The sequence below is a fragment of the Streptomyces sp. NPDC050433 genome (genome assembly GCF_044458565.1).
Taxonomy (GTDB): domain Bacteria; phylum Actinomycetota; class Actinomycetes; order Streptomycetales; family Streptomycetaceae; genus Streptomyces.
In genome coordinates this window covers 125,658-141,060 of sequence record NZ_JBITIB010000006.1, presented here as the reverse complement: position 1 = coordinate 141,060, position 15,403 = coordinate 125,658, and the positions used below count along the sequence as shown (strand labels likewise).

General features: G+C 70.3%; 16 protein-coding genes, 1 tRNA gene and 1 pseudogene. 5 read left to right on the top strand and 13 right to left on the bottom strand.

Annotated features, from left to right (window positions below; genetic code table 11):
* Positions 1–71: 71 nt before the first annotated feature.
* From selB to ACIBLA_RS09945, 3 genes are all read right to left on the bottom strand, one after another.
* Positions 72–1,859 (bottom strand): selenocysteine-specific translation elongation factor, encoded by a 1,788-nt coding sequence (selB, locus tag ACIBLA_RS09955; protein WP_399198316.1) that lies wholly within the window; start codon positions 1,857–1,859, stop codon positions 72–74.
* Between the two features lie 2 nt (positions 1,860–1,861).
* The gene (gene selA, locus ACIBLA_RS09950; protein WP_363241480.1) at positions 1,862–3,169 is read right to left on the bottom strand and encodes an L-seryl-tRNA(Sec) selenium transferase; all 1,308 of its coding nucleotides are present in this window, start codon (positions 3,167–3,169) and stop codon (positions 1,862–1,864) included.
* 34 nt (positions 3,170–3,203) lie between these two features.
* A tRNA-Sec gene (locus ACIBLA_RS09945) sits at positions 3,204–3,297 on the bottom strand.
* Between the two features lie 56 nt (positions 3,298–3,353).
* Between ACIBLA_RS09945 and selD the strand changes: the two genes are divergently transcribed.
* Complete coding sequence (selD, locus tag ACIBLA_RS09940; RefSeq protein ID WP_363241398.1) at positions 3,354–4,397, top strand: selenide, water dikinase SelD; 1,044 nt, start codon at positions 3,354–3,356, stop codon at positions 4,395–4,397.
* 55 nt (positions 4,398–4,452) lie between these two features.
* Here the strand turns inward: selD and ACIBLA_RS09935 are convergent, their stop codons facing one another.
* From ACIBLA_RS09935 to ACIBLA_RS09895, 9 genes are all read right to left on the bottom strand, one after another.
* Entirely contained in the window at positions 4,453–5,391 is a 939-nt protein-coding gene (locus ACIBLA_RS09935; protein ID WP_363241399.1) for a penicillin-insensitive murein endopeptidase, read from the bottom strand.
* Positions 5,392–5,438: 47 nt separating this feature from the next.
* The gene (locus tag ACIBLA_RS09930; protein WP_363241400.1) at positions 5,439–7,187 is read right to left on the bottom strand and encodes a glycoside hydrolase domain-containing protein; all 1,749 of its coding nucleotides are present in this window, start codon (positions 7,185–7,187) and stop codon (positions 5,439–5,441) included.
* A gap of 111 nt (positions 7,188–7,298) precedes the next feature.
* Complete coding sequence (locus ACIBLA_RS09925; RefSeq protein WP_363241401.1) at positions 7,299–7,571, bottom strand: D-Ala-D-Ala carboxypeptidase family metallohydrolase; 273 nt, start codon at positions 7,569–7,571, stop codon at positions 7,299–7,301.
* A 359-nt stretch (positions 7,572–7,930) separates the two neighbouring features.
* A complete protein-coding gene (locus tag ACIBLA_RS09920) occupies positions 7,931–8,434 on the bottom strand; it encodes a hypothetical protein (RefSeq protein ID WP_363241402.1) in 504 nt (167 codons plus the stop codon).
* Between the two features lie 72 nt (positions 8,435–8,506).
* Positions 8,507–8,695, bottom strand: a complete 189-nt coding sequence (locus ACIBLA_RS09915) for a hypothetical protein (RefSeq protein ID WP_363241403.1) — start codon at positions 8,693–8,695, stop codon at positions 8,507–8,509.
* Positions 8,696–9,613: a peptidoglycan-binding protein gene (locus tag ACIBLA_RS09910; RefSeq protein ID WP_363241404.1), complete on the bottom strand. Its 918-nt coding sequence runs from the start codon at positions 9,611–9,613 to the stop codon at positions 8,696–8,698.
* Complete coding sequence (locus ACIBLA_RS09905) at positions 9,610–10,143, bottom strand: hypothetical protein (RefSeq protein ID WP_363241405.1); 534 nt, start codon at positions 10,141–10,143, stop codon at positions 9,610–9,612. The genes ACIBLA_RS09910 and ACIBLA_RS09905 overlap by 4 nt, the downstream gene beginning before the upstream one ends.
* A complete protein-coding gene (locus ACIBLA_RS09900) occupies positions 10,119–10,754 on the bottom strand; it encodes a MauE/DoxX family redox-associated membrane protein (RefSeq protein ID WP_399198315.1) in 636 nt (211 codons plus the stop codon). The genes ACIBLA_RS09905 and ACIBLA_RS09900 overlap by 25 nt, the downstream gene beginning before the upstream one ends.
* A 7-nt stretch (positions 10,755–10,761) precedes the next feature.
* Positions 10,762–11,463 carry a hypothetical protein gene (locus ACIBLA_RS09895; RefSeq protein ID WP_363241407.1) on the bottom strand — a complete coding sequence of 234 codons (702 nt, stop codon included), beginning with the start codon at positions 11,461–11,463 and terminating at the stop codon, positions 10,762–10,764.
* A 330-nt stretch (positions 11,464–11,793) separates the two neighbouring features.
* Between ACIBLA_RS09895 and ACIBLA_RS09890 the strand changes: the two genes are divergently transcribed.
* The 4 genes and pseudogenes from ACIBLA_RS09890 (at position 11,794) to ACIBLA_RS09875 (ending at position 14,780) form a co-directional block, all read left to right on the top strand.
* Positions 11,794–12,285, top strand: a complete 492-nt coding sequence (locus ACIBLA_RS09890; RefSeq protein WP_363241408.1) for a DUF2975 domain-containing protein — start codon at positions 11,794–11,796, stop codon at positions 12,283–12,285.
* On the top strand, positions 12,285–12,506 hold the full coding sequence (locus ACIBLA_RS09885; protein WP_363241409.1) for a helix-turn-helix transcriptional regulator: 222 nt from the start codon (positions 12,285–12,287) through the stop codon (positions 12,504–12,506). Before ACIBLA_RS09890 ends, ACIBLA_RS09885 begins: the two co-directional genes overlap by 1 nt.
* Before the next feature lie 303 nt (positions 12,507–12,809).
* Positions 12,810–12,899, top strand: a pseudogene (locus ACIBLA_RS09880) (IS5/IS1182 family transposase); the annotation flags it as partial.
* Positions 12,900–13,610: 711 nt separating this feature from the next.
* Entirely contained in the window at positions 13,611–14,780 is a 1,170-nt protein-coding gene (locus tag ACIBLA_RS09875; RefSeq protein WP_363241410.1) for an MFS transporter, read from the top strand.
* Positions 14,781–14,960: 180 nt separating this feature from the next.
* Here the strand turns inward: ACIBLA_RS09875 and ACIBLA_RS09870 are convergent, their stop codons facing one another.
* On the bottom strand, positions 14,961–15,248 hold the full coding sequence (locus ACIBLA_RS09870) for a hypothetical protein (protein ID WP_363241411.1): 288 nt from the start codon (positions 15,246–15,248) through the stop codon (positions 14,961–14,963).
* Positions 15,249–15,403 lie beyond the last annotated feature (155 nt).

The following is a 15,403-nucleotide window of genomic DNA, read 5'->3' as shown; positions in this document are numbered from 1 at the left end:
CTGCCCGCCTCCTGAACGACACGATCAGCTGGTTCGGCCCGCTGATCCACAAGTCTTGACGACCGCTCGGTTCAGGGCGCTGTGGTGACCGGCGCCGGCCGGCTGAGGGGCGCGCACCGGCGGCGCTTGTCGGGAAGCAGTTGGGTGATGCCCTGACCGTCGCAGTGCTCCAGCAGGGGGACGGTGACGCGTCGGGTGGTGCCCAGGGCGCGGCTCGCCGTTCCCACGGTGAACGGCTGGTCGAGTTCGCTCAGCCGGTCGGCCGCCAGCCGAGGGGCGTCCGGTAGCAGCACCACATGCTCCGCGAGTTGCAGTACCGCTCCGTGGCGGACCGCCGAGGCGAGCTCGCGGCGGCCGAAGCCGAGTTCCGCGAGCTGTTGGGCGTGGGGCGCGGCGAAGGGCCGACGGGTGAGTTCCGTGGTGAGCCGGTGCACCGCGTCCGCCACAGCGGCGGGCAGTGCCGCGGGCCCGGCGGTCACGCGCCCGCGGCTCATCCGCAAGGGCGGCGTGACCAGTGCCTCCACCAGAGAGACAGCCGGCAGCCCCAGACGGTGCCGGGCGGCCTCCACCGGCATGCCCTCCTCGGTGGGCCGCCGGGAATGGTACGCGGTGACCAGTTCGGTCAGTTGGGCGCTCAGGGCGGTCCAGTGGGCGGGGTCCGCAAGCCAGTCGCCCGCGACCGGTGTGGTGTGGACGGCCACCCCCATCGCGGTCAGCTCCCCGCGCCTGACCAGCAACCGACGCCGTAGCTCGGCCGCCTCGTCCGGAGTGCCGTGAGCGTCGCCGAGCTCTGCCGCGCGGCGTGCCGCGGCGCCGCGGCGCCGCAGTTCCGGTGGCTGGGGGTCGAGCACCTCCAGGCCGGCCAGCACACGCCGCAGACCGGGATCGCGCAGCACCGCGCGGTCACCGATGCGCAGCGGCAGCGGCGCCGGCAGGGTCAGCCGGACGATGTCCGCACCGAGCGGCCGTACGCGTACGGGCACGGCCGCCGAGCCGATGTGGGCGACCGCGGTGCGGGGCAGCGCCGCGGCCGGTGTTCCGCCACGTACGCGCACGTCGCAGCGGAGGCAGGGGAGGAAGCTGTCGGGGGTGAGCAGGGCGTCGCCGCGGCCTGTCGACTCCTTGTCGAGGTCCCTGAGGTTGACGGCGACCCGGGCGGTGGCCCGCACCAGATCGGTCTCCTCGCCGAGCGCCTGCAAAGCCCTGACGCGCACGGGACGGCCGGTCCGGGCGGTCACCAGGACGTCGCCCCGGCGGATCTGCCCCGCACCGAGCGTGCCGGTGACCACCAGCCCGCTGCCGCGCACGGTGAAGGACCGGTCGATCCACAGCCGCACCGGGGAGCCGGCGTCCCCGTCCGGCAGCCGCGCGGCCAGCCGGTCGAGGGCGGCGCGCAACTCCACGAGGCCCGCGCCGGTGCGGGCGCTGACGGCCACGGCCTCGACGCCGCCGAGGGTGCTGGACCGGATCCGGTCCCTCGCCTGGACCGTGGCGGGGCCGGGGTCGGCCAGATCGCAGCGGGTGACGGCGAGCAGTCCATGCCGTACACCCAGGGCGTCCACGGCGGCGAGGTGCTCGGCGGACTGCGGCTTCCAGCCTTCGTCGGCGGCGACGACGAACAGCACGGCGGGTACGGACCCCACACCGGCCAGCATGGTGGGGACGAACCTCTCGTGTCCGGGGACGTCGACGAACGCGAGCCGCTCGCCCGACGGCAGATCCGTCCAGGCAAAGCCCAGGTCGATGGTCAGACCACGGCGCCGCTCCTCTGCCAGCCGGTCGGGATGGCTGCCGGTGAGCGCGTGGATCAGTGTGCTCTTGCCGTGGTCGACATGCCCCGCCGTCGCGATGACCCGCATGATCACAGTCCCGCCGCGCGCAGCACCGCGGCAAGGATGTCGCCGTCGCACGCCTGCGGTACGCACCGCAGGTCCAGCAGCAGCCGGCCGCGCACCACCCGGCCGAGCACAGCCGGTTCACCGGTGCGCAGCGGCCTCGCCAGGTCGTCGGGGAGGCTGAGCGCACAGGACGGCAGGGCGGTCCCGGGGGCGCCTCCTCCTCCCACCACCGCCTCGCAGGGCACGACGTGCGCGTCCAGACCTCGGCGCGCCACGTCCTCGGCCAGGCGCAGCGTGCGGATGCGCAGCTGCGACAGCGGCATGTGCACCGCCGCGTGCACGGGTGGCTCGGGACCGCGCAGTGTCGCTTCCAGCGCGGCCAGGGTGAACTTGTCCACGCGCAGCGCGCGGGCCAGCGGATGACGGCGCATCGGCTCCACGACGGCGGCCCTGCCGAGGACCAGCCCCGCCTGCGGACCGCCGAGCAGTTTGTCCCCACTGGCGGTGACCAGCGCGGCCCCGGCGCGCAGGGCCGTGGCCGCGTCCGGCTCGTCCGGCAGCACCGGGTCGGGCGTGAGAAGGCCGGAGCCGATGTCGACCACCACGGGCAGGCCCAGCGACGCCAGTTCGCGGGCGTCCACGCCCCGGGTGAAGCCGCTCACCGTGAAGTTCGACGGGTGGACCTTGAGAATGAAGCCGGTGTCCGGGCCGACGGCGTCCGCGTAGTCGGAGAGGTGGGTGCGGTTGGTGGTGCCGACCTCGTGTATCCGGGCGCCGCAGGAGGCCAGCAGCTCGGGTATCCGGAAGCCGTCGCCGATCTCCACGAACTCGCCCCGGCTGAGCAGGATGTCGCGCCCCGGGGCCAGCGTCACCGCCGCCAGTGCCAGGGCGGCGGCCCCGTTGTTGACCACGTGCACATCCTCCGCGGCCGGCACCGCTTCCCGAAGGGCCGCCATGGCACTTCGGCCCCGCGACGCTCGTCTGCCGGTTCTCAGGTCCAGCTCGACGTCCGTGTATCCGCCGGCCGCCGCCATCGCCTCCAGCGCGGACCGCGACAGCGGGGCTCGTCCCAGATTGGTGTGCAGCACCACGCCGGTGGCGTTGTGCACGGGGCCCAGCCCGGCCGCGCGTGCGGGGAGCGCGGCAAGAGCGGCATGGACCGCGTCTCCCGGTCCGATCCGTCCGTCGCGTACGGCCTGCTGGGCGGTGGCGACCGCGGCCTTGACGATGGGCCTGCCCAGCCGTGCAGACGCCTCGCTCAGCCGGGGATCGCCGAGCAGCACCGTGGCGCTCGGCACCTGCCGCCGGGTGTCCTTCGGCGGCTGCCGCATCTGGTCCGCCACCCGTGCACCCCGATCGAAGTCAGCGGAGGCGGACGGGAATCGAACCCGCCTGGCCCGGTTTCCGGACCACACCGATTTTGAAGATCGGGAGGGGCACCAGCCCGCCCAACGCCTCCGGAGCAAGATTGTGATCGCCGCACGCTGCCAGGGCAAGAGGTGAAATGATCGTCGTATGACGACTGTTGGCCCCGCCACCGGATCCGCCGCGCCCGTACGGCTGACCCGGTACGCACGCGGCGGCGGCTGCGCCTGCAAGATCCCTCCGGGGGAGCTGGAGGCGATGGTCGCGGGACTGTTGCCGCCCCGGAGCCCCGGACAGGCCGCGGGCGACGACGAGGACCGGCTGCTGGTCGGACTCGACGACGGCGACGACGCCGCCGTGGTGCGCACCGGCGACGGCACCGCCCTGGTATCGACGGCCGACTTCTTCACGCCCGTCGTCGACGACGCACGCGACTGGGGCCGAATCGCCGCGGCCAACGCCCTGTCCGACGTCTACGCGATGGGCGGCCGGCCCCTCGTCGGGCTCAACCTGCTGGGCTGGCCCCGTGACGTACTGCCCGCGGAGCTGGCCCGTGAGGTCCTGGCGGGAGCGCTCGACGTCGCCCGTGGCGCCGGCTGCCTCGTCGGTGGCGGCCACAGCATCGACAGCCCGGAACCGCTCTACGGAATGGCCGTGACCGGCCTGGTGGATCCGGACCGGCTGCTGCGCAACGACGCGGGCAGGCCGGGTGTGCCGCTGACCCTGACCAAACCGCTGGGTGTCGGGATACTCAACAACCGCCACAAGCGGACGGGCGAGGTCTTCGCGCACGCCGTCGCCGTCATGGCGGCGCTCAACGACAAGGCCAGTGCCGCTGCCCTGGAGGCCGGCGCGGTGTGCGCCACCGACGTGACCGGATTCGGTCTGCTCGGCCATCTGCACAAACTGGCGCGGGCCAGCGGCGTCACGGCCGTGGTGGACGCCGCCGCCGTCCCCGTGCTCGACGGCGCCCGGGAGTCCCTGCGGGCCGGGTACGTCAGCGGAGGCACCCGCCGCAATCTCGACTGGGTGCATCCGCACCTGGACGCGGGACGGGCGAATGACGACCAGCTGCACTTGCTCGCCGACGCGCAGACCTCCGGCGGACTGCTGGTCGCCGGAGAGATACCCGGACATCCGGTCATCGGGGAACTGGTGCCCGCCGTGGCCGGCACCACGCTGATGATCCGCTGAGCGAAACGACGGCCGTGGGATCGAGGGGCTCGCCCTCGGTCCCACGGCCCGGCCGCTACCTGTAGCGGATGTGCAAGTGGTTGTCGTGGTTCGGGTAGCTCGTGGTCAGTCCTTCCGAGATCAGCTGCGGATCGTTGAAGAAGATCAGCTGGACATGGCCGGGGGCCTTCGCCCGGATCTCCTGCACGAGCCTGCGGGTGGCCGCGCGGTCGTAGGTGCTCGACTGCCAGGTGATACGCCCCGCGGTGCACTGCGCCGAGTCGGTGCGGATCGGCCACACGTCGATGTCCATCCCGACCTGGTGGCTGCCGTGGCCGGGTATGGCCCCACCGTGCTCGAAGCCCGCGTCGCCGACCGGCAGTCTGCCGTTGCCGGTGGTGGCGAACGTGGCGGCGGCGGCCTCCAGTTGACCGACGGCGCCGGCTGTCGCCCAGTGGGCGCCCGCGTTGCCGTCGGGGCTCTGTGCGCACATCGAGCCGCCGCCGAAGTTGATGTTCTCGTAGTGCCACAGCAGGTTCTGCCAGGTGGCCGGCCCGACGACGCCGTCCGCGCCGATTCCCGCATGGGACTGGAAGGTGCGGACGGCGGCGTCGGTGGCGGGTCCGAAGGCCCCGTCGGCCGAGAGGCCGGCGCTCCGCTTGGCATTGAGCAGCGACTGGACGGCCTTCACCGCCGGCCCGTTGTCGCCCTGTCGTACGGTGAGGGCGAGCGCGCCCCACGTGGCGGGCCCGACGATGCCGTCCGCGGCAAGGCCCTTGGACTGCTGGAAGCCCACCACGGCGCTCTGCGTGCCCGAGCTGAAGACGCCGTCCACCGCCACAGCACGGCCGTGCGCGGCGAGCAGGTGTTGCAGCGCGACGACGTCGGAGCCCCGGCTGCCGCTGCTCGTCAGCGGGAACGCGGCCTGTGGGAAGGCGTGCGCGGGAACGCCCAGTCCGAAGAGCAGGCCCGCCATCGCGGTGAACAGCGTGATGATGCGTGCGAGTCGTCTCACGACTGACTGCCTCACTTTCCTGTTCGCTTGTCGGCTCACTGTCCTGCTCACTTCCCCGACTGAAGGGCGGCCCAGGTGGCCGGCCCGACGATGCCGTCGGCGCCCAGCCCGCGCGAGGACTGGTAGTCGCGTACGGCCTGGGCGGTGCCCGAGCCGAAGACGCCGTCGATGGCCACGGTCCGCCCGAGCGCGGCGGTCAGGGCGCGCTGCAGCCGGGTGACGGCCTCTCCCGTCGAGCCGTTCTGGACGGTCGGGGTGGATCCGCGGGACAGCAGAGCAGTCCAGGTCTTCGCGCCGACCACACCGTCCGCCGTGAGCCCCTTGCTGGTCTGGAAGTTCCGGGCAGCGGTGGTGGTGGCGGACCCGAAGATCCCGTCCGGGGTGCCCGGGTCGAAGCCGGCGGCGTCGAGCAGGCACTGGGCCGCCTTGACCTGGTCTCCGGACGAGCCGCTCTGGACGGTGTTGTACCCGGTGAAGTTGTAGTTCGCCCCGGTGCAACTGGGCGGGGGCGGGGTGCCGTTGCCCACGTCCAGGTAGTCGCGGTCGATGTTGATCGAGTAGCCGCCGTAGGACTCCGTGACCTCACCCGCGTACTGGTGGATCCGCTGGTGGTTGGACCAGTAGGTGGCCGGTACGTAGGAACCGGTGTTGGTGTCGGCGGCGCCGTTCCACCACGCGTAGAAGAGGTGGTCGACGCGCGTGTAGGCGCCGTTGTTGTACTCGCTGGCGGCGTCCTTGATGCCGGAGGCGGCGCTGGAGTAGAGGCCCGAGAGATAGCCGCTGGTGTGCAGCCGCTCGGTCCAGCCGGACAGGTACGACATCACGGACGCCTTGCAGGATGCCGTGGAGGTGTACGCCTCGATGTCGCTGTAGATGGCGCTGCCCGCCGGGATACCGAGGTTCGACGCGGCGGTGATCGCGCTTGCCGCTGCGGTGACACCCTGGGACTTGGCCGTGGCCGGATCGGTGGAGATCTTCAGCGAGTAGCTGGTGCACGGTGCCTGGCGGCCCACGTCGATGGGGAACAGACGCCAGCCGTTGCTGGTCTGGGCGGTCACCCAGCTCGCCGTCAGATTCGGCTGGGAGCAGGCCCGGAAGGAGCCACTGATGTAGACGCCGACCGCGCTGTACGGCGAGCTCGTCTGCCAGGCGTTCATGGCGGCTTGCGAGGGCGCGGCACAGGCGTCGAAGCCCTTGCCCAGGTAGCTGCCCGGCTGCGGCCCGGCCGCGGCCAGGGGGGCGGCGTCGGACCGCTGCGCCGTGCGGGGCAGCTCGGTGCGCTCGGCGGCCTCGGTGAGGTCGGCCGAGGCGAGAACGCCGCGCACCAGGCTCTCGGTCTGCGGGGTGTGGGCGGCGGTCACCAGGACGCCGGCGTCCTCGACCGCGATCTGGATGGTGTCGTTGCTGGACGCGGCGGTCGGGGTGGTGGCCTTGCCACGCTGGGTCCGCGCGGTCGCCGCCGTCGCCTGGCCTGCGGAGCGGGCGGTGATGGGCTCCACGACGATGCCCGCCGTACGGCCGACGACTCCGGAGGGGCAGTCGTTCTGATCGGCGGGCTCGCCCAGGTAGACGGCGGGTCTGTCGAACCGGAGGCAGGCGCGTGGGTTCTCGGCCAGATCGACCACCTGCCATTCGGCGGGCACCTCGATGCGGTAGCCGTGGTAGGTGACGGTCCGCAGGTTCTCGGGCGGGGAATCGGCCAGGGCGGAGCCGGGGACGGCGAACGCGCCGATACTGGCGAGCACCGCCAGCAGGGCCGTTCCGGCGCGGGCGCGCCAGGGGGTGCGGGACGACATCAGGGCACTCCTACTCGTAAGTGGGGAAGAGAGCGTGGGGGAGCGGCGCGGGGAAGGTGGACTGCTGTGCGCGGGGGGACTCGCCGGTCAGACGCCGCAATTGGGCGCGGATCAGGAGCGGTTGGTGCGTCCGTCCACGTGGGCGTGATCGTTGTGGTCGGCGTGGCCAGGGCCGAAGAAGCGGCCGACGCCCGGATGGCGGGCCCGCTGGGCGAGCCGGCTCAACGACGGGCTGCCGACCGGATCGGCGGCGTCACCGTACAGATGCCGGCTGTTCGATGCGCCGCCCACCGCGTTGTTGTGACGCATGGCCCCCAGCTCCTCGTCGGCCTGGGGCGGGGCCACCGTGGCCCGTATGCCACCCGCGGTGGCTGCCGTGGTCATGACAATAGGGACAAGAACAAGTCGCGTGGTACGCCTCAACATCACGCCTCCGTTATGAGTCCTTCCCGCGTTCCCGCGCGAGGGCCGAGGCGAGTTTGACCTCCCTCACCGTTGCGTGTCCACACCGCCACCATCTGCCACAGGACCAGACCTCCGGCACAACCGGCCCGCAGGCCACGGTCGTTGCGCCACGTGGTGCGATGCGGTGTTCAGCCCCGATGCGGATTCCTGCTCAGGGAAGCCCCGCGGCCGGCCCCGCGGCCGGCCCCGCGGCCGGGAGAGGACAGCGTCACGACCACCATCCCGGCGGGGCCGGTTCGTGCAACCTCCGTGCCCTGTCACGACATCGGGCGATGACGCTATCGGAGGATCGCGCAGGCGGCAGCGGCGATCAGCACGGAGCACAGGACGGTCATGCCGCTCAGCCGCCGCGCGAGCAGCCCGTCCCAGCGCTCCCCGTTTCCGGAGAGCCTGCGCAGAGCCGGGGTGAGTGCCCGGCCCGCTCCGAAGCCGAGCCCGGCAGCCAGGGCGGGCGCGTAGGAGCCCCCGGACAGCAGCACCGCGATCGCCATCGCGTACGGCGCACTCGCCGAGACGTACGTACGCACACCCGTACCGAGCTCGAAGCCGAACCGCAGGGCGCCGCGCGCCAGATTGCGGCGCAGTACGTCCTGCGGTATCTGCCTGGCGTTCTGCGGCAGCCGTAGCGGCAGCTTGCCCGCGTCGCGCAGCGCGGCGAGCAGCGCGACGGCCACGACCAGCCCTTGCCGCACCTCGGCCGGAAGCGGTGTGAAGAGACCGGACAGGAGCCACAACACTCCGGCCGTCAGCACCCCGCCGACCAGCAGGCCCACGGTGAACACGCCGAGGACCAGCGCCTGTCTGTACGTTGCCCGCCAACCTGGCGAAGCCAGCGCGAACGCGCTGTTACGCGTTCAAACGGAGCCGGAGAGCGAGTAGCCGGCCAGACCGCCGGTGATCGCCCAGGTCAGCATGGGGGCGTAGAGGACCGCGGCGATCGCCGCGATCCCCAGGGCCGCCACGGGCAGGGCGGGATCGGTGAGCAGCGCCCGTACGGCACGGGCGCCGCTCGGCCGGGCCGCAGGACGGCCGGACTCGCTCATCTAGACCGTCCCGGTCAGCGTGAGCCAGGTGTTCTGACCGACCACACCGTCGGCGGTCAGGCCGTGCAGGGACTGGAACGAGACGACGGCCTGCCGCGTGAGCGAACCGAAGTTGCCGTCGACCGTCAGCGCGGAGCCGTGCTTGTTGAGCTGCCGCTGCGCACCGCGCACGGCATCGTTCACGTCTCCTTGGCGCACGGTGACGACCAGGACCGGCCAGGTGGCCGGGCCGACGCTGCCCGTGGGGCTGAGTCCGTTCGCCGACTGGAACTCGTCGACCCGCGTCTCGGTGTCCGCCCCGAAGATGCCGTCGGCAGCCGTCGGATGACCGTGGTGGGTCAGCAGGTGCTGGATGGTGTGGACGTCGGGCCCGGTGGCGCCGCGACCGAGGGTCGGCCAACTGATGGAGCCGGGGCAGTCGCAGTCGGTGGTCCAGCGGCAGATGGACTTCACCCAGCCGGAGCCGGTGTTGCGGTACCCGTCGTGGCAGCGCCGCTCGATACCGCAGCCGCAACTGCCGCAGGCCGCGCTGTAGCGCCACAGCCAGCCGTCGTAGGTACCGGCGTAGCACTGGTTGGGCCGCAGCGTCCAGGTGACACCGTCCGACCGGTGGAAGCCGGTGTTCGTCCCCGAAGTCACGCACGCGTCGGCGTAGATGGTGCTGGGCCCGCAGCCCGGGGAGCAGTTGTGGTCCTCGGCGTAACTCGGGCACGCACCGGTCCAGATGTCGTAGCCGTCGGCATACGCCTGCCGGGCGGCGGTGAACACCCCCAGCGCGGCAAAGCCCGCGGCGGTCGCCGCCTGCAGCACGGTGCGCCTGGACGGCGCGAAGGACGGCAGCGCCCCCCGCCCGGTCCGGGATCGGCGGCCACGGGTCCCGGAGCGGCGCAGCGTCGGCACGTCGTCCAATGAAGTCACGGCAGGCTCCTCGGCGTTGCGGGTTGGATGTCGTCGAGCAACCGCAACAGCGCGGTGGGTGAACCGAGCGGCTCCGAACGCGCGATCCGGCCCTCCGGATCGATGGCCACCGCATACGGGGTGGCGGGGATGTCGTAGGCCGTGAACAGCTCCGGACGGTGATCCCTGACCGGGACGGCGCCTTCGTCTGCCTGTGGCCCGGCGCCCGCGTAGAGCCCGAGCAGTTGCGGGACGGCGGCGGAACCCTGGCGGACCGTCCAGGCGGCGGCCTCGGCGAGCACCTGTCCGCAGGTGCGGCAGTCGGCGTCAAGGAAGAGCAGCACCGCGGCGCGGCCCGGCGTGAGGAGGTCGTCGAGCCCGGCCGGATCGAGGCCGGGCGCCGGCGCGCCGGGCGCGATGCCCACCCGCCCGGGGCGGTGCGGCTGCGTTCGTGACAGCTGGTGCACCTGCCTGATCAATCCCGAGACGACCAGCGCGAGCAGCGCGATCGCCGCCCACGAGGCGATCACGGCGCTGGTGGTGAAGTCCATCGCGTCGACACTCCTTCGGCAGTCCGGTGCACGGTGGTCTCGGCCGGCTGGTGGACAGTGGCCCTGATCGGCAGGTGAACGGATGCCGCGGTCGGCTCCCGCATGGCAGCGGGCAGGGACCACAGCAGAACGGTGCAGGCAACAGCTGCGAGCATCAGTGTGATCAGCTCCGCCGTGGAGAGCCGTACGGGGCCGGCCCCGGCGATGACCGCGCCGGCCAGCGCGAGCCCGGCGAGGGCCACGGCCCGCCGGGTCACCCAGCGGCTCAGGGGCACATCCTCGTGTGAACAGCCGCACGGCCCCCCGCGGCCGAGGGCGAGGACGTGCCGTGTGTAGCCGGCGTAGAGCCCGAAGAGGACGGTCCCCACGGCGAGTACGGTCTGCAGCCCCCGCTGGTGACCCGTCAGCAGCGCGGCGGCGCCGACCACCCCCAAGGCGCCCTCCGCGAAGGGCAGTACGGCTGCCGCGAACCGGCGGAACCGCGGGCCCAGCACACCGTGCACCCGCAGCGCCTCACCCAGGGCAGCCGGACGGGCGGCGTGAGAGCCCGCACCCATGAAGAGGGTCAGTATGACGATCGAGGCGGTCAGCCCGCCGTAGAAGCCGATCACCGCCGGCTCACCCGTTGTACCGCAGCGCGAGCCGCCCGGCGAGCTCGGGCACCCGCTCGACGGAAGTCGACGCCAGTGGCACCAGCGTGGCCCAGATCTCGGTGGAGGAGAGCACGAAGAACGGGCTGCCGTCGGAGAGTGTGTCGCGGAACAGCTCACCGGACGCGACCGACACCCCCTTCCAGGGCGGAAGTTGGGCGGTGTGCTCCTTCGTCCGCCGGGACAGCTCCAGCAGCCCGAGGCCGGGCACCTCCTTGATCAGCGTCGCGGGTCGCGCGAAGGCGCTTCCGGCCGACCGATCGGGCTGGAGGGTGAGCCCGTACTCGCTCTCCGCGATACGCACCGACCGGAGCAGCACGAGGACCTCGGCCACGCTCAGGCCGTACAGCCGGGTCACGAGTGCGTGGCGCTGCCCGCGCCACACGACAAGCGACGGTCGCTCCACGAGCCCTGAGCGCGGCTCGCGCTCGATCGACTGGAAGATGCGCAACGTGCCCTTTTGGAAGGTGAGTTCGGAGTCGGGTGACGCGATGCCCAGGGAAGCGGCGACATCGTCCCCCAACGAGGCCGGCCCGGCGGTGAACTCGACCAGCCGGCCACCGACCACCACCTCGACGGCCGACGTACACGGCGACTTGAGGTCGAGGTCGCCCTCCAGGTGATACGTCCCGCCGTCGAGGGCGCGATGAGTGACGAACGATGCGACCATGTGCATCCTCCCGGGGAGGGCGGGGGTCTGTGTGACACCGCTGCCGGAGGGCAACCTAGACAATAGTCATGCCCCTGTCAATCGCCCGCCCGGCGGGCGGTGTGCCCCTGGAGGTTCTGGTCATCGCGCCCTGCGGCCGTCAGGTTGAGAGGCTCAAGAAGCAGTTGACTCCGACGGTCGGTTCGGGTTCCGCCCACCGGACCGGCATGGCGTCCGATTTGCGGCTGGGCCCGCCATGGTGCGAAACAGCCGCCTACCCTCCGGCACAGGCCTTGCTCTATCTATCGAGATTCGATAGATTTCCATCGTAGGTCGATGGAAGGATGAGTCATGGGGAAGCTGACAGTACGCGCGCTGCGCGCCGTGCTCGGGGTCGTGCTCACCGGCACCGTGTTCGTACAGGCATTGATGGTGTGGGCGTTGGTCAGCGGGAGTGACCCGGAGGACGGGTCGCTCCCGCTGACCCCGCTGCGCGTGATCACGATCCTGGGCATCGGGACGGCCCAGGTCGCCCTGGTCTGTGTATGGCGACTGGTGACGATGGTGCGGCGCGGAACAGTGTTCTCCCACGCCGCCTTCCGGTACGTGGACGTCATCATCGGCGCCATCGTTGCGGCTGCCCTCGTGTGGTTCGCGGTCACGGCCCTGAACGCGCCCGGCCAGCGGGACGACCCGGGCGTCACCCTCATCATGGGCGGGATTGGCCTGGCCATCCTGGGAGTCGCGCTCATCGTGCTCGTGCTGCGGATGCTGCTCGCCCAGGCCGTCGCTCGCGACGTCGAAGCGGCAGCCATGCAGGCCGAGTTGAACGAGGTGATCTGATGCCGATCTCCGTCGACATCGACGTGATGCTGGCCAGGCGGAAGATGTCCGTGGGCGAGCTCGCGGACCGCGTGGGGATCACGCCCGCCAACCTGGCGGTGCTCAAGAACGGCCGCGCCAAGGCGGTGCGCTTTGCGACGCTCGCCGCGCTCTGCGAGGTGCTCAAGTGCCAGCCGGGCGACCTGCTTCGCTGGGAGGCCGAGGACACCGCGGACGAATGAACCGTGCCTGAAAAGGACGGCACGCGACTTCGCCGAAGCCCTGACATCCCGTCAGGGAAGCATTTGAGCCATTGCCGCACCAGCGGCTGATTCGCCTTGGTCCGCCGTGATGTAGTGGGCGTTTTTGTCATGGAAAAGGAAGCGGCGTCGAGGGTCTGTGAAGTGCTGGGACAGGCAAGTAATTCAAGCCAGACATACGTCGGCGTAACAACCTGACCTGCTCGTCTCGGACAGGTAAGGGAATTTGTATATCTTTTTCAGCCAAGCCTTGATCGCCCCATTGGACTCCAGTAAGCCGGCGAGGAACTGACCGGCGCGAAGAACGCCGTCGGCAAGACCTTGGTGATCGTGGACCGTGGTTGCCGCAGCACGGGTCCAGTCGTCCCGCACCGTCACATGGGCGCCGCATTGCCCGTATTCGCTATTTCCCAGACCGAATCGCGCCCGCTTCGGGTTGATGCACCCGCCGAGGCAATCCTCGCGCCTGGCCAATTAGGGGAATTCGGGATGGGGAATTACATGACGCTCAAACCACCCAAGCCGGGGAAAGCTTGATCGTCGAAACCGAATCTTGAGCAGCTTGAACATCCGCCGGCGCTCCTCGGTGCCGGGCTTGATTCCAGCCAGCTCGCACCGCATCGTTGACACGATTGGAGGGCTTCACCCAGACTCAATTCCGGTACGGCAGATTCCGGGTATGCGAAACCCGCACGGCAAAGTGAGGAGGGAGGTCAAGAGGTGTGATGGCGTGTATACACCATGCTCAACACATTGATGAGTGTTTATTGGTTCAATTCACGAGCGACGGGCTTTCCAGGTCAAAGGGGGAGCTTCACCCCGGCCATGAGAGCACGGCCATCACGATCCCGCTTCCGCGGCGAACGATGTCCCGGTGGCGCACCACGGGCAGACCCTGAGCCGACCAGGCCCGAACCCAGGTCAAGTTCGATTCCAATGAGTTCTCGGACGGTTCTCCGCGAATTGCGGAAAATCGGAGCCGAGTCCCGATGAGCCCTGCGCTGGTGCCTAGCATTCGTTCTCCCGAGCGGAGAAACTTGAGGCCTGAATGGACTGGTTCAATTGAGTGGATCTAACAGATGGATTGTGCTCATCGGCTCGTTCGTGGCCTACATGTTCGACGCGCTGGAAATCTTGCTGCTGTCGTTCACGTTGCCTGTGATCCGCGCCGATCTGGGACTCACGACGACAGAGGGCGGCCTGCTCGCCACGGCGACGTTGCTCGGGATCGGTGTGAGCAGCGTAACTGTCGGCTGGCTCGCCGACAACTACGGCCGCAAACGGGCGTTGATGGTTTCGCTCGCGGTTTTCGGCGTGTTCACCGCGGCGATATTGGTGGTTCAGAGTTTCACGGTGTTCCTGGTGCTGCGTTTCGTGGCGGGTATGGGACTCGGAGGGGTCTGGGGAGTGGTGTCGACCTACGTGGTCGAGACGTGGCCGGCTGCGCAACGGGGTCGTGCGGTTGCGTTCGTGCTCAGCGCGTTCCCGATCGGCGGGGTGGTTGCCGCACAGTTGTCGGGTTGGTTGCTGCCGGACTGGCGCCTGTTGTTCTTCATCGGCGGGGTGGGCGTGGTGATCCCGCTGGTCGTCGTCGGACTGTTCTTCCGTGAGTCGGCCGAGTGGGTTGAGCAGAAGACCACGCCGGTGAAGGTGACGGAGATCTTCGCTCCGGAACTGCGCAAGAACACCTTGCTCGGTGCGACCGTGGCAACGCTCGCGATGTTCGGGGCGTGGGGCGCGTCCACGTGGCTGCCGACCTACCTGCAGGCCGACAAGGGCATCCCGGCCGCGACGGTCGCGACGTTCCTGACGGTGCTCAATCTCGGGATGTTCGTCGGCTACAACGTCTTCGGGCTGATCGCCGACCGGATCGGCCGCAAGAACGCACTGGTGCTCTCACTGGCCGGTGTGGCGCTGACCTTGCCGCTGTACGTGGTCGCCGCTGACCGCACGACGTTGCTGTGGCTGGGTCCGATGTTCGCCTTCTTCGCGGCTTACGCGGGCGTCTTCGGCGTGTACCTGGGTGAGTTGTTCCCGACCAGGGTGCGGACGACCGGTGCCGGATTCTGCTACAACATCGGGCGCGGAGTGTCCGCGTTCGCTCCGCTCACGCTGGGAGTGCTGGCTGTCAACTCGGGGTTCGGTGCCGGTCTGCTGGTGTGCGCGGGCTTCATGGCTTGCGCGGCGATCGCCATGACCTTCCTGCCTGACCTGCGCGGCGCGACCAAGCTGCGAGTAGCAGCGGCACGCAGCTGACAGCCGGCTGTGAGCCCAGCCGGAAGCCGGTGGCGAGACCGGCGTTCGTCGATCTGCCGAACGCCGGCGTCGCGCACGTACAACCAGCACCGGCGCCTCGTCAGTCAAGTGTTTCAACCGGCTTCATCTCGCCCTGCGCGGAACAGATGAGCCGCCACTTCTTGTGGCGGCTCAGGCATCTCACTTCCGGTCCACCGGATGACTGTCACCGGTCCGCCACAGGTAGCTGCGCACCGAGAGAGACGCGGCGCGCATGGCCGCGCGGATGTCGTCCAGGTCTTCGCCGGCGAGCTCGCCACGCGCCGGGGTGAGCGTGGGCAGCATCAGCCTGGCCGCCTCCAGCAGGCACAGCATCGCGTCCAGCTGTGCGCTGGCCGGCAGCTTGCTCAGGTCCTCGTACAGGGTCTGGATCAGGGCGTCCGGTTCTGCCGGCGCTGCGGTCCTGGTATCGGGCGCGAAGTTCGTCACGGCCGTTCCTCAAAATTTGGAGGGAATTCCGAGGTGGACGGAAATTGACGGGTTGCGACGGAGCAACAGTGACAAAGAATGAGGGGTCCACCTAGAAACTTATTCTAGTGCTTCTCGCTCTGTATTTCTCCGGTTACGGTCCTGGTCTAGCCGGC

What these genes read in the sequence shown, in the direction of transcription:
- selB (WP_399198316.1), bottom strand. Translation starts at nt 1,859, where the DNA reads ATGCGGGTCATCGCGACGGCGGGGCATGTCGACCACGGCAAGAGCACA.
- selA (WP_363241480.1), bottom strand. Translation starts at nt 3,169, where the DNA reads ATGCGGCAGCCGCCGAAGGACACCCGGCGGCAGGTGCCGAGCGCCACG.
- selD (WP_363241398.1), top strand. Translation starts at nt 3,354, where the DNA reads ATGACGACTGTTGGCCCCGCCACCGGATCCGCCGCGCCCGTACGGCTG.
- ACIBLA_RS09930 (WP_363241400.1), bottom strand. Translation starts at nt 7,187, where the DNA reads ATGTCGTCCCGCACCCCCTGGCGCGCCCGCGCCGGAACGGCCCTGCTG.
- ACIBLA_RS09925 (WP_363241401.1), bottom strand. Translation starts at nt 7,571, where the DNA reads ATGACCACGGCAGCCACCGCGGGTGGCATACGGGCCACGGTGGCCCCG.
- ACIBLA_RS09915 (WP_363241403.1), bottom strand. Translation starts at nt 8,695, where the DNA reads ATGAGCGAGTCCGGCCGTCCTGCGGCCCGGCCGAGCGGCGCCCGTGCC.
- ACIBLA_RS09905 (WP_363241405.1), bottom strand. Translation starts at nt 10,143, where the DNA reads ATGGACTTCACCACCAGCGCCGTGATCGCCTCGTGGGCGGCGATCGCG.
- ACIBLA_RS09895 (WP_363241407.1), bottom strand. Translation starts at nt 11,463, where the DNA reads ATGGTCGCATCGTTCGTCACTCATCGCGCCCTCGACGGCGGGACGTAT.
- ACIBLA_RS09890 (WP_363241408.1), top strand. Translation starts at nt 11,794, where the DNA reads ATGGGGAAGCTGACAGTACGCGCGCTGCGCGCCGTGCTCGGGGTCGTG.
- ACIBLA_RS09885 (WP_363241409.1), top strand. Translation starts at nt 12,285, where the DNA reads ATGCCGATCTCCGTCGACATCGACGTGATGCTGGCCAGGCGGAAGATG.